Source organism: Pseudomonas sp. PB105 (genome assembly GCF_009764655.1).
In the GTDB taxonomy this organism is placed as follows: domain Bacteria; phylum Pseudomonadota; class Gammaproteobacteria; order Pseudomonadales; family Pseudomonadaceae; genus Aquipseudomonas; species Aquipseudomonas cyclaminis.
The window spans coordinates 103,235-116,420 of record NZ_RWIO01000040.1 but is presented as its reverse complement, the minus strand read 5'-3'; the positions used below and the strand labels follow the sequence as shown (position 1 = coordinate 116,420).

Sequence of the window (13,186 nt, the reverse complement as noted above, 5' to 3'; positions counted from 1 at the left end):
GCGCCTAATTACTCGAACCAATGGGCTCGGGCGGCCATGATCAACTTGCCGGCACGATCATCGTCAATGCCGTCGATGTCGAGCAGGTCGTCAATAGACTGCTCGGCCAGGTCTTCGCGGGTAATTACGCCGCGCACCGCCAGTTCCATCGCCAAATCCTTGTCCATACCCTCAAGCGAGAGCAGGTCTTCGGCCGGATGGGCGTCTGCCAGCTTTTCCTCAGTAGCGATGGCTTTAGTCAACAAACGATCCTTGGCCCGAGCGCGAAGCTCGTTGACGGTGTCTTCGTCAAAGCCGTCGATGTTGAGCATTTCTTCCAACGGTACGTAGGCAATCTCTTCCAGGCTGGTAAAGCCTTCATCTACCAGCACCTGTGCCAGGTCTTCGTCGACTTCCAACTCGTCGATGAAGTTGCGCAGGATGTCACCGGTTTCAGCTTGCTGCTTAGCCTGGATGTCCGATTCGGTCATCACGTTCAGGGTCCAACCGGTCAGTTGGCTGGCCAGACGCACGTTCTGACCACCACGACCAATGGCCTGAGCCAGATTGTCTGCGCCAACGGCGATGTCCATTGCATGGGCATCTTCGTCAACGATAATTGCCGCCACTTCAGCAGGCGACATTGCGTTGATCACAAACTGCGCCGGGTTATCGTCCCACAGGACGATGTCCACACGCTCACCGCCCAATTCGCCCGACACTGCCTGGACGCGCGAACCGCGCATACCAATGCAAGCACCCTGCGGGTCGATGCGTTTGTCCTTGGAGCGGACCGCGATCTTGGCGCGCGAGCCCGGGTCGCGGGACGCAGCCATGACTTCAATCAGGCCTTCGGCGATTTCCGGCACTTCGATACGGAACAGCTCGATCAGCATTTCCGGCGCGGTACGCGACAGGATCAACTGAGGGCCGCGGTTCTCGGTGCGGATTTCCTTGAGCAGTGCACGCAGGCGCACGCCAACACGGAAGGTTTCGCGAGAGATGATGTCTTCGCGGGCCAGCAACGCTTCGGCGTTGTTGCCCAAGTCGACGATCACATTGTCGCGGGTCACTTTTTTCACGGTGCCGGAGATGATTTCACCCAGGCGCTCGCGATAAGCGTCGACAACTTGAGCGCGCTCGGCTTCGCGAACCTTTTGCACGATCACCTGTTTGGCGGTCTGTGCAGCAATACGGCCGAACTCGATGGATTCGATCTTTTCTTCGACGACATCACCGACCTGGGCGCCCGGGTGCGTTTCAGCAACCTTGCTTGGCCAGGTTTCGATGGCCGGATCATCAAGATCGGCTTCTTCGACGACCGTCCAGCGACGGAAAGTCTCATAGGCACCGGTGTGGCGGTTAATTTCCACACGCAGATCAACTTCGTCTTCAAAACGCTTTTTGGTAGCAGTGGCCAGGGCCAGCTCCAGCGCTTCAAAAATCACGTTTGCCGGTACGCCCTTTTCATTGGATACCGACTCAACAACCAGCAGTACTTCTTTGCTCATCGTACGCCTCGCCTTTCGCAAGCCATTGGATCCGCGGGATCCGCGTCTCAGTCAAAACTGGGAATAATGTTGGCCTTGTCGATCATATCGATCGGCAACAGGAACTCATGGTCTTCTACCTGCACCACGACATCCTGTTCTTCTACACCGCGCAGAAGGCCCTGAAAGTTGCGTCGCCCTTCAAAAGGAGACCGCAGCTTGATCTTCACTTGTTCACCGGCAAATTTTGCAAACTGCTCAATAGTGAACAGTGGGCGTTCCATGCCTGGCGAGGAAACTTCGAGGGTGTATTCAACGGAAATTGGATCTTCAACATCCAGGACACCGCTGATCTGACGGCTGACAATGGCACAATCGTCCACCAGCACACCGCCCTCTTTATCGATATAAACGCGCAACATTGAGTGGCGACCTTGAGCCGAAAACTCAATACCCCAGCATTCATAGCCTAGGGCCACGACCACCGGGGCCAGCAAGGCCTGCAACTCTTCTAGCTTGCTCGACACCTGAACCCCCTCGTGCATGTATGTGCATGCTGTGCAAAATAAAAAAATGGGCGAAACGCCCATCCTTGAAACGCCGTCGAACAGCGGCGTTGAAAGTGTCCAGCTAACAAAAAGCCCCTTAAAAGGGGCTCCGCTAAAACTGGTTGCGGGGGCCGGATTTGAACCGACGACCTTCGGGTTATGAGCCCGACGAGCTACCAGACTGCTCCACCCCGCGACAAAGCTGGGGCGGAAGTATACGACCGATCCCTTACAGGGTCAATGTAACCTTCCACCTACAAAAAAGCCCGCAACAGCGGGCTCTTCTGATAATTGGTACCGAGAAGGGGACTCGAACCCCTACACCCTATGGGCACAACCACCTCAAGGTTGCGTGTCTACCAATTCCACCACCTCGGCAATACAGCGCTTACAACCCTTCTTACTTCTGCTCTTGAGCTGGAGGTACGTCAGTCGCTGGAGTAGCCGACTTTTGCTCTTGAAGCACCGGGACATCATCAGAAGCCGGTTTTGCTTTTGGAACTTCCAACACTGCTGTGTTTGGCAAACCTACTTGAGTCAGCACATGAGCTTTCTCTTTAGCAAAGTAACCTAACCCTAAGCTGGTTATGAAGAAACCGGCGGCAAGTATAGCAGTAAACTTACTAAGAAAGGTAGAGGAACCTTGGCTTCCGAACACAGTATTTGAAGCACCTGCACCGAAAGACGCACCAGCGTCCGCACCTTTACCCTGTTGCAACAAAACCAGGGCAACTACGCCCAGGGCAGCCAACAGATGAAAAACGACTACGACTGTTTCCAGCATTTTTTCAGTTTCCCGCGGCGCGACAGATCGCACCGAACTCATCTGCATTCAGGGAAGCTCCACCAATGAGCCCCCCATCGATATCCGGCATGCCGAACAGTTCGACCGCATTGGCCGCCTTCACGCTGCCGCCGTATAGAAGCCGCACACCTTGTGCGATTTCAGAATTCTCTGCCGCCAACTGCGCGCGGATGGCTGCGTGCACATCCTGCGCCTGTTGCGGTGTAGCAGTCAGCCCGGTACCAATTGCCCAGACCGGCTCGTAAGCAATTACCGCCTTTGCAAACGCACCAACACCCAACTCCTCGATGATGCTGCCCAACTGACGCGAGACAACTTCAAGAGTCTTGCCTGATTCGCGCTGCTCTAGGGTCTCGCCTATGCACAACACTGGAATCAAGCCACAAGCCTGTGCCGCTGCGAACTTGCGATTGAGTGTTCCATCACGCTCGCCCATCATCTGACGACGCTCGGAGTGCCCAACAAGCACATAGGAACAACCCGCATCGACCAGCTGACTCGGTGCAATCTCACCGGTCAACGCACCTTGCATGGCCTCCACCGCAGAATTCTGCGCGCCGACCTGAATCGACTTACCTTTCAAGCCATCAACCACTTGGGTGATATGCAAGCAAGGCGGGAAAACCGCGACATCAACACCGCTAGGCAAGGCCAGGTGACGAAGGCCATTGATCAGCTCAGCGACACTGGCGCGGGTACCGTGCATCTTCCAGTTACCAGCTACCATAGTGCGACGCATGCTGTACCTCGTCGGTCAAAGTGGGCGCAGATGTTACCCAACCACATCATTACTGGCAAGCCGAATTCAGGCGCAAACTTCAGTTACCAGTTTTGCCAGGTCTTCGGCGTGGCCGCGAACCTGTATTTCGTCGTCACCTTCGACCATAACGCGCACCAAAGGCTCTGTGCCGGACTTGCGCAGCAGTACCCGCCCGCGCCCCGCCATTGCCAGGGTCACGCGCTCGCAAGCCTCTTTGACAGCAGGGTGCTCGATCGGGTTTTCGCCGCCCGAGAAACGCACGTTAAGCAAAACTTGCGGGCATTTGCGTAAAGCCTGACGCGCCTGCGCCAAGCTCTCTTCACGACGACGCAAAGCCAGCAACACCTGCAAAGCCGCGATAATCGCATCGCCCGTGGTGGTGTGCTGGAAGCATACGACGTGCCCAGAGTTTTCACCGCCTACCTGCCAATTACGCTCCAGCAGCTCGGCGATCACATAACGGTCACCCACGTTGGCACGGACAAAAGGAATACCCAAGTCTGCCAATGCGAGCTCAAGCCCCAGGTTGCTCATCAACGTACCGACGACACCGCCCTGCAGCTTGTTACGCTCGTGCAGGTCACGAGCAATGATGAACAACAGGTCATCGCCATCCACCACGGCCCCCGTGTGATCAACCATCAGCACGCGGTCGCCATCACCGTCAAAGGCAATCCCGAGATCCGCATGCTCAGCCAGGACAGCGGCCTGCAACTGCTCCATATGGGTGGAGCCGCAGTTTTCGTTGATGTTCAATCCATTGGGCTGGGCCGAGAGCACTGTGACATCTGCGCCCAATTCCTTGAACACGCTTGGGGCGACTTTGTAGGTCGCACCATGGGCGCAATCGATCACAATCTTCAGGCCTGCAAAGTTGGTGCTGGTTGGCACGCTGCTCTTGCAGAACTCGATATACCGGCCCGACGCGTCGTTGATCCGCGAAACCTTGCCCAGCTTGCTGGACTCGACCACCGTCATCGGCGCGTCCAACAGCTCTTCAATCATCAGCTCAATCTCGTCCGGCAACTTGGTGCCCTGCCCCGAGAAAAACTTGATGCCATTGTCATCATGAGGGTTGTGCGAGGCGCTGATCACAATACCGGCTTCAGCGTGGAAGGTACGCGTCAGGTATGCAATCGCCGGGGTCGGCATAGGGCCTAGCAACATCACGTCAGCACCTGCGGCGGACAAACCTGCCTCAAGCGCAGACTCAAACATGTACCCCGAGATTCGGGTGTCCTTGCCCACCAGGATCCGGCAAGCGCCCATGCTGCGAAAGGCCATACCCGCCGCCCAACCCAGCTTGAGCATAAAATCAGGAGTAATTGGAAATTCGCCGACCCGACCACGGATCCCGTCGGTGCCAAAGTATTTTTTAGTCATAAGTGCTCCATCATTCTTATTCGGCTGATTCTACAGCGGCAATCATGCGCACCACATCAACGGTTTCTGCGACGTCATGCACACGCAAGATGCGCGCACCCTTGGTCAAGGCCAGCGCGGCCAGCGCAAGGCCACCGTATAATCGCTCACCCACAGGCCGATTCAACGCCAGCCCGATCATGCTCTTGCGTGAAACGCCAACCAGTAAGGGGCGACCAAGGGCATGAAGGGACTCCATGTGCTTGAACAGACTTAAATTGTGTTGCAGGGTCTTGGCAAAACCAAAACCCGGATCAAGAATTATCTTTTCCGGCGCAATGCCCACCGCGGCGCACTGGGCAACCCGCTCGGAGAGAAAACCACTTACCTCGCCGACCAGATCATCGTAGTGCGGGCTGTCCTGCATATTGCCGGGCTCACCCAACATATGCATCAGGCACACGGGCAGACCGGTAGCAGCGGCCGCATCCAGAGCGCCGTCGCGCCGCAGGGACCGCACATCATTGATCAATCCGGCCCCCAGCCGAGCCGTCTCGCGCATCACGGCCGGCGTTGACGTGTCTACCGAAATAATCACATCCAGCTCACGGGCAATGCGCTCGACAATCGGTGCCACACGCTCCAGCTCCTCCAGCGGAGAAACAACACGAGCACCCGGCCGGGTCGACTCGCCACCGATATCAATCAGTGTCGCGCCGGCAGCCACCATTGACTCGGCATGACGCAATGCAGCATCAACCTGGCTGAAGCGGCCACCATCGGAAAAGGAATCGGGGGTTACATTAAGAATACCCATGACATGCGCATGGGCCAAATCAAGAACCCGGTTGCCGCAAGGCAACCGGGTGGAGGACGTACCAAAAGTCATTTCAAACCTTAGTGATCCGCTGCCGGACCGCCGATCGGGGTTTCAGGACGCTCGTTTTGAACCACGGGCGGTGTACCCGAAGTCCCCGAACCACCTTCCCAATCGCGAGGTTCACGAGGCGCCCGACCAGCCATGATGTCGTCGATCTGGTCCGCATCAATGGTTTCGTACTTCATCAGCGCATCAGCCATTGCATCCAGCTTGTCGCGATTGTCGGTCAGGATCTGCTTGGCTGTGCCGTAGCACTGATCAATGATGCTGCGCACTTCGGAGTCGATCAGCTTGGCTGTCTCACCGGAGAAGCTGGCGCTTTGACCGCCACCACCACGCCCCAGGAACACTTCGCCTTCTTCCTCGGCATACATCAACGGGCCCAGCTTTTCCGACAATCCCCACTTGGTCACCATGTTCCGAGCAATCTGGCTTGCACGCATGATGTCGTTGGAAGCACCAGTGGTTACGCCGTCGAAGCCCAGCGTCATCTCTTCCGCAATACGGCCGCCGTACAGCGAGCAGATCTGGCTGATCAGCGCACGCTTGGAGAGGCTGTAACGATCCTCTTCCGGCAGGAACATGGTGACACCCAGCGCACGACCACGAGGAATGATCGACACCTTGTAGACCGGATCATGCTCAGGCACAACGCGCCCTACAATGGCGTGGCCGGCTTCGTGATAGGCAGTGTTCTGCTTCTCTTTCTCGGACATGACCATGGACTTGCGCTCGGCGCCCATCATGATCTTGTCTTTCGCCAGCTCGAACTCTTTCATTTCAACGATGCGCTTGCCGGTACGAGCCGCAAACAACGAAGCTTCGTTCACCAGGTTGGCCAAGTCGGCACCGGAGAAGCCTGGAGTACCACGGGCAATCACGGCCGGAGCCACGTCATCCCCCATTGGCACTTTGCGCATATGCACTTTCAGAATCTGTTCACGACCACGGATGTCCGGTAGGCCGACCACAACCTGACGGTCGAAACGGCCCGGACGCAGCAGCGCAGGGTCCAGCACGTCTGGACGGTTGGTTGCGGCGATGACGATGATGCCGTCATTCATCTCGAAACCATCCATCTCGACCAGCAACTGGTTGAGAGTCTGCTCACGCTCGTCGTGACCACCACCCATGCCAGCACCACGATGGCGACCGACAGCGTCGATTTCATCGATGAAGATGATGCACGGAGCGTGCTTCTTGGCCTGCTCGAACATATCGCGGACACGACTGGCACCCACGCCGACAAACATCTCAACGAAGTCAGAACCGGAAATGGTGAAGAACGGCACCTTGGCTTCGCCAGCAATCGCCTTGGCCAGCAAGGTTTTACCGGTACCCGGAGGACCTACCATCAGAACGCCGCGAGGAATACGACCACCCAGGCGCTGGAACTTGCCTGGATCGCGCAGGAACTCGACCAGTTCGCCGACTTCTTCCTTGGCCTCATCGCAGCCTGCAACATCAGCCAGGGTAGTTTTCACCTGATCTTCTGAGAGAAGGCGCGCCTTGCTCTTGCCGAAGCTCATCGGCCCGCCCTTGCCTCCGCCGCCGCCCTGCATCTGGCGCATGAAGAACATGAACACGGCAATGATTACCAGGATCGGGAAGCTTGCCACCAGGAGCTGAGTCCAGATGCTCTGCTGCTCAGGCTGCTTGCCTTCGACCACCACGTGGTTATCCACCAGGTCGCCGATCAGACCGTTGTCCTGGATTGCCGGACGAATGGTCTTGAAGCTGTCGCCATCGTTGCGTTTGCCGGTGATCACGTAGCCATCAACCGCTACGCGCTCGACCTTGCCATCCTTAACTTGCTGGATGAAGTCGGAGTAGTTGAGGGTCTGCGGCTCGTTAGGGCTGGAGAAGTTGTTCATCACCGTCACCAGGACAGCCGCGATGATCAACCACAGGATCAGATTCTTTGCCATATCGTTCAATTAACTACCCTCTGAAGCAAGCTCCGCTACTGGCGCGCGCTTCGCATGATATTCACCGGCCTAACTTACTACATTACCTACAACTCTGGCAGGCGCCGTCTGTAACCCTTTGTGAAACTTTGACTACACAATATTCGTAAAGCTTCGTGACGAAAGCGATATAAAAAAACCTATCACCCTCCTCGAATAAATCAAAAACGCTCTTCGCTCGCCGCACCTTCAACCCCGCGGAACCCACGGCACAGCAGGTATTGCTCACGAGAACGGTCTCGGGACGAGTCTGGCTTGCGAGTTTGCACCTTGTCGAACAGCTTGCGAATGTTCTTGTGATACTCGTCAAAACCTTCGCCCTGGAAGACTTTCACAAGGAAATCTCCACCGGGACGCAACACCCGACCCGCCAAATCCAGCGCCAGTTCGCAGAGGAACATGGCTCGCGGCATATCGACGGCCGGTAATCCACTCATATTGGGGGCCATGTCGGAAATCACAAGGTCTACCTGCGAATTTCCCACAGCCTCCAGGATCTCGGCCAACACCGAGTCCTGGGTGAAGTCGCCGTGTACGAAGGTCACATCCGGGATGCTGTCCATCTCAAGGATGTCGGAGGCGATCAACCGGCCTTGCCCACCAATCAGACGACTGGTCACCTGGGACCAACCACCTGGAGCGGCACCCAGATCGATAACGCTCATGCCCGGACGGATCAATTTGTCCTTGTCCTGGATCTCCAGGAGCTTGTAGCTGGCCCGCGAACGGTACCCGTCCTTTTGCGCCTTTTTGACGTAAGGATCGTTGAAATGCTCTTGCAGCCACTTAAGGCTAGTTTTGGAACGGGCCACGGGCCACCTCGAAAATAAAACGGGTCGTGATTAACTGGGCGGTCCCGGACTCGCTCGGGTAAACTGGCCGCCGCTTTTTACAAGATCAGACGCAGGGGTCAGATTATGCCGCTCACTCAAGAGCAGAAGAAACAGTACAAATCCATTGGCCACCATCTGAAACCAGTTCTGATTGTGGCAGACAACGGTTTGACTGAAGGTGTGTTAGCCGAACTTGAACGCGCATTGGGCGATCATGAACTGATCAAGATCAAGGTCAACATCCTTGACCGCGAAGCGCGCCTGGCCGCCATTGCAGAACTGTGCAAGGTTGGCAAAGCGGACCTGGTTCAGGTCATCGGCAAGATGGCGCTGCTGTATCGCAAGAACTTCAGCGTCAACAAGCAACTGTCGAACGTGCATCGCTTCAAATGACACAAGGGTCACGGGCGTGCTTTGCGCGCCCTGCCACTCCATCCTGGCGCGGGCTGTACAACCAGCACCAGGCCGGAGAACCCTAATACAAGATAGCTGAATAGCTGCCAGCGCAACGCTTCCGGCAGCCACACATGCACGATGCAAAACATTGCACACGCATACAGCGCCATCAACAGCAGTTGGCCGCGAATATCCCGCCACAAACTCCCCAAGCCCTCGGCCTTGACCAGCACCAATGCCTGAAGAGTCACGCACGCTGCTGCAAAACCCACCAGCAACGCACTCAGTAATCCATCGATCTCATCGATCAGCAACGGAGCCAGGCCAATAAGGCCCAGCGCCGGCAGCACACCAATGTGCAGCAACCACAGGCCACCCACCCAAAGCATCTGGGCAAGCTGCCAAAGCATGGCGCCCGCACGAAGCGGGCGCCGCCTTTCAGACGTGACGAACTTCAACAATCTCGTACTCGATCACGCCACCGGGTGTTTTTACAGCAACCACATCACCCTCTTCCTTGGCAATCAAGGCGCGGGCCAGCGGCGAACCGACGGAGATTTTTCCGAGCTTAAAGTCAGCTTCGTCTTCGCCAACGATATGGTAAGTCACGCGATCATCAGTCTCCACATTGGCGATTTCGACGGTGGTACCGAAGATCACTTTGCCAGTGTGAGGAATGCTCGTAACGTCGATGACGACCTGATTCTGGATCCGACCCTCAATGTCACGAATCCGCGCCTCAACCATCCCCTGCTGCTCGCGAGCCGCGTGGTATTCAGCGTTTTCCTTCAAGTCACCCAGCTCGCGGGCCGTACCGATGTCCTGGCTCAGCTTCGGACGTACGACCTTGGTCAGATGAGCGTGCTCCTCTTCCAGGGCCTTTGCGCCCTGGACGGTCATTGGGTATTTGATCATGCCTTCAATCCTGCGTGTAGATCCTGCAAGCGGCGTACGGTTTTTTCCGGACCGAACTTGAGCGCTTCACAGATAGCTTCGCCAGCAGCAATGGTGGTGGTGCAGTAGATCTTGTGCTGCAAGGCATTACGACGAATGGAGTAGGAGTCCGCGATCGACTGACGACCTTCGGTGGTATTGATGATCAGCGTGACTTCGTCATTCTTGATCATATCGACCACGTGCGGACGGCCTTCCGTCACCTTGTTTACGCGACGCACTTTCAGGCCCGCCGCTTCGATCAGCTTGGCAGTACCGGCAGTAGCCACGACTTCAAAGCCCAAGTTGATCAGATCACGGGCAACACCTGCAACCAGTGGCTTGTCGTCATCACGCACACTGATAAACGCAGTACCGCCGGTCGGCAGCACTTCGCTGGCACCCATCTGAGCCTTGGCGAACGCTTCACCGAAGGTATCGCCCACGCCCATCACTTCACCGGTGGACTTCATCTCTGGGCCCAGGATCGGGTCCACACCAGGGAATTTGGCGAATGGGAACACCGCCTCTTTCACGCTGTAGAAGTTCGGAATGATTTCCTTGGTGAAGCCGATTTCCTTCAGGGTCTTACCGGCCATTACACGGGCAGCGATCATCGCCAGGGACACACCGATGCACTTGGACACGAACGGTACGGTACGTGAAGCACGTGGGTTGACTTCGATGACGTAGATGTCTTCGCCTTGCAGCGCCAACTGAACGTTCATCAAGCCGACCACGCCCAATTCCAGGGCCATTTTCTTGACCTGCTCGCGCATCTCGTCCTGGATGTGCAGCGGCAACGAGTACGGCGGCAGCGAGCACGCGGAGTCACCGGAGTGAACGCCCGCCTGTTCGATGTGCTGCATGATCGCGCCGATCACTACATCAGTGCCGTCGCAAACCGCGTCCACGTCCATTTCAATGGCGCAGTTGAGGAAGTAATCCAGCAGCACAGGGCTGTCATTGGACACTTTCACTGCATCGCGCAGGTAACGCTTGAGTTCTTCTTCTTCGTAGACGATTTCCATCGCCCGGCCGCCCAGCACGTAGGACGGACGCACCACCAGCGGGTAGCCGATCTTGCTGGCTGCGCGAATAGCTTCGTCTTCGCTGCGCACGGTAGCGTTTGGCGGCTGACGCAGGTTCAGGCGCTCAACCATTTGCTGGAAACGCTCACGGTCTTCAGCACGGTCGATAGCGTCCGGGCTGGTGCCGATGATTGGCACACCGGCAGCTTCCAGAGCGCGTGCCAATTTCAGCGGAGTTTGGCCGCCGTACTGCACGATCACGCCTTTTGGCTTCTCGACGCGACAGATTTCCAGCACGTCTTCCAGCGTAACCGGCTCGAAGTACAAGCGGTCGGAAGTGTCGTAGTCAGTGGAAACGGTTTCTGGGTTGCAGTTGACCATGATGGTCTCGTACCCGTCTTCGCGCAGGGCGAGAGCGGCGTGTACGCAGCAGTAGTCGAACTCGATGCCCTGGCCGATACGGTTTGGACCGCCACCCAGGATGATGATCTTGTCGCGACCCGACGGTGCGGCCTCGCACTCCTCCTCGTAGGTGGAGTACAGGTACGCGGTGTCGGTGGCGAACTCTGCAGCACAGGTGTCAACGCGCTTATAGACCGGAAAGATATCCAGCTTGTGGCGATGCGTACGCAGGTTCTTCTCGGTCACGCCCAGCAGCTTGGCCAGACGCTGGTCGGAGAAGCCTTTGCGCTTGAGGCGGAACATCAGGTCGCGGTCGATAGAGGAAAGACCGAGGGTCTTGACCTTCTCTTCTTCCTTGATCAGATCTTCGATCTGTACCAGGAACCACGGATCGATCATGTTCATGCCGAAGATATCTTCGACGGTCATGCCGGCGCGGAAAGCATCGGCCACGTACCAGATACGCTCAGCGCCCGGAACGGTCAGCTCGCGTTTGAGCACGCTCATGCTTTCCGGGTTGCTCAGGTCGAGCTTCTCGTCCAGACCGCAAACGCCCACTTCCAGGCCACGCAGGGCTTTCTGCAAGGATTCCTGGAAGGTCCGGCCGATGGCCATGACTTCACCGACCGACTTCATCTGAGTGGTCAGGCGGGCATCGGCTTTCGGGAATTTCTCGAAAGCGAAGCGTGGCAGCTTGGTGACGACGTAGTCGATCGACGGCTCGAAGGACGCCGGCGTAGCGCCGCCAGTGATTTCGTTCTGCAATTCGTCCAGGGTGTAACCGATCGCCAGCTTGGCTGCGATGCGCGCAATAGGGAAGCCGGTAGCTTTCGATGCCAGCGCCGAAGAACGCGATACACGCGGGTTCATCTCGATCACGACCATGCGGCCTGTGTCCGGGCAGATGCCGAACTGAACGTTGGAACCGCCGGTTTCAACGCCGATCTCACGCAGTACCGCCAACGAGGCGTTACGCATGATCTGGTATTCCTTGTCCGTCAGGGTCTGTGCCGGAGCAACGGTGATCGAGTCGCCGGTGTGCACGCCCATCGGGTCAAAGTTTTCGATGGAGCAGACGATGATGCAGTTGTCCTTTTTGTCGCGGACAACTTCCATCTCGTACTCTTTCCAGCCGATCAGGGATTCGTCGATCAACAGCTCTTTGGTCGGCGACAGGTCCAGACCACGCGCGCAAATCTCTTCGAACTCTTCACGGTTGTAAGCAATACCGCCACCCGTGCCGCCCATGGTGAAGGACGGACGGATGATGCACGGGAAGCCCAGCTTTTCGAGAACCGCGTTGGCCTCTTCCATGCTGTGGGCGATACCGGAACGCGGGCAATCAAGGCCGATGGACTTCATGGCCTTGTCGAAACGCGAGCGGTCTTCAGCCTTGTCGATGGTGTCGGCATTGGCGCCGATCATCTCTACGCCGAACTTTTCCAGAACGCCTTCGCGCTCCAGGTCCAGCGCGCAGTTCAGTGCGGTCTGGCCACCCATGGTTGGCAGCAGGGCGTCCGGACGCTCTTTTTCGATGATCTTGGCAACGGTCTGCCACTTGATCGGCTCGATGTAGGTGGCGTCGGCCATGTCCGGGTCGGTCATGATGGTGGCCGGGTTGGAGTTCACCAGGATGACGCGGTAGCCCTCTTCGCGCAGGGCTTTACAGGCCTGGGCGCCGGAGTAGTCGAATTCGCAGGCCTGGCCGATCACGATCGGGCCAGCGCCGAGAATCAGGATGCTTTTTATGTCTGTACGTTTTGGCATGGGTTTGTCACTCAAATCCGCAGGTCAGTCGGC

12 protein-coding genes and 2 tRNA genes are annotated in these 13,186 nt (G+C 57.1%); 1 reads left to right on the top strand and 13 read right to left on the bottom strand.

The genetic code is table 11. The annotated features are described in order from the left end of the window. Positions 1 to 8: 8 nt before the first annotated feature. The 10 genes from nusA to rlmE all read right to left on the bottom strand — a co-directional run bounded on the left by nusA (position 9) and on the right by rlmE (position 8,603). Positions 9 to 1,490 (bottom strand): transcription termination factor NusA, encoded by a 1,482-nt coding sequence (gene nusA, locus EJD88_RS10170; protein WP_003212187.1) that lies wholly within the window; start codon positions 1,488 to 1,490, stop codon positions 9 to 11. Between the two features lie 47 nt (positions 1,491 to 1,537). After that, positions 1,538 to 1,996, bottom strand: coding sequence for a ribosome maturation factor RimP (rimP, locus tag EJD88_RS10165; RefSeq protein WP_038843818.1), 459 nt, complete (start codon positions 1,994 to 1,996; stop codon positions 1,538 to 1,540). A gap of 140 nt (positions 1,997 to 2,136) precedes the next feature. After that, positions 2,137 to 2,213 (bottom strand) — tRNA-Met (locus tag EJD88_RS10160). A gap of 96 nt (positions 2,214 to 2,309) precedes the next feature. Next, positions 2,310 to 2,395: transfer RNA gene (locus tag EJD88_RS10155), tRNA-Leu, on the bottom strand. A 22-nt stretch (positions 2,396 to 2,417) separates the two neighbouring features. Continuing rightward, positions 2,418 to 2,801, bottom strand: a complete 384-nt coding sequence (gene secG / locus EJD88_RS10150) for a preprotein translocase subunit SecG (RefSeq protein ID WP_158877888.1) — start codon at positions 2,799 to 2,801, stop codon at positions 2,418 to 2,420. A 4-nt stretch (positions 2,802 to 2,805) separates the two neighbouring features. Beyond that, positions 2,806 to 3,561: a triose-phosphate isomerase gene (gene tpiA, locus EJD88_RS10145; protein WP_150675887.1), complete on the bottom strand. Its 756-nt coding sequence runs from the start codon at positions 3,559 to 3,561 to the stop codon at positions 2,806 to 2,808. 66 nt (positions 3,562 to 3,627) lie between these two features. Then, on the bottom strand, positions 3,628 to 4,965 hold the full coding sequence (gene glmM, locus EJD88_RS10140) for a phosphoglucosamine mutase (RefSeq protein ID WP_158877887.1): 1,338 nt from the start codon (positions 4,963 to 4,965) through the stop codon (positions 3,628 to 3,630). A gap of 16 nt (positions 4,966 to 4,981) precedes the next feature. Beyond that, positions 4,982 to 5,833, bottom strand: a complete 852-nt coding sequence (folP, locus tag EJD88_RS10135) for a dihydropteroate synthase (protein ID WP_099584790.1) — start codon at positions 5,831 to 5,833, stop codon at positions 4,982 to 4,984. 8 nt (positions 5,834 to 5,841) lie between these two features. Beyond that, positions 5,842 to 7,752, bottom strand: coding sequence for an ATP-dependent zinc metalloprotease FtsH (ftsH, locus tag EJD88_RS10130; protein ID WP_099584789.1), 1,911 nt, complete (start codon positions 7,750 to 7,752; stop codon positions 5,842 to 5,844). A 200-nt stretch (positions 7,753 to 7,952) separates the two neighbouring features. Continuing rightward, positions 7,953 to 8,603 (bottom strand): 23S rRNA (uridine(2552)-2'-O)-methyltransferase RlmE, encoded by a 651-nt coding sequence (rlmE, locus tag EJD88_RS10125; RefSeq protein WP_003235041.1) that lies wholly within the window; start codon positions 8,601 to 8,603, stop codon positions 7,953 to 7,955. A 105-nt stretch (positions 8,604 to 8,708) separates the two neighbouring features. On the opposite strand from rlmE, the gene EJD88_RS10120 reads away from it, so the two are divergent. Then, positions 8,709 to 9,017, top strand: coding sequence for a YhbY family RNA-binding protein (locus EJD88_RS10120; protein ID WP_017139256.1), 309 nt, complete (start codon positions 8,709 to 8,711; stop codon positions 9,015 to 9,017). An 8-nt stretch (positions 9,018 to 9,025) separates the two neighbouring features. Here EJD88_RS10120 and EJD88_RS10115 read toward each other — a convergent pair whose 3' ends face one another. Genes EJD88_RS10115 through carB form a run of 3 tightly spaced genes read right to left on the bottom strand, consistent with a single transcriptional unit; the run spans position 9,026 to position 13,153 of the window. After that, on the bottom strand, positions 9,026 to 9,430 hold the full coding sequence (locus EJD88_RS10115; protein WP_112196765.1) for an MFS transporter: 405 nt from the start codon (positions 9,428 to 9,430) through the stop codon (positions 9,026 to 9,028). A gap of 28 nt (positions 9,431 to 9,458) precedes the next feature. After that, positions 9,459 to 9,935: a transcription elongation factor GreA gene (greA, locus tag EJD88_RS10110; RefSeq protein WP_099584787.1), complete on the bottom strand. Its 477-nt coding sequence runs from the start codon at positions 9,933 to 9,935 to the stop codon at positions 9,459 to 9,461. After that, a complete protein-coding gene (carB, locus tag EJD88_RS10105; protein WP_158877886.1) occupies positions 9,932 to 13,153 on the bottom strand; it encodes a carbamoyl-phosphate synthase large subunit in 3,222 nt (1,073 codons plus the stop codon). Before carB ends, greA begins: the two co-directional genes overlap by 4 nt. Positions 13,154 to 13,186 lie beyond the last annotated feature (33 nt).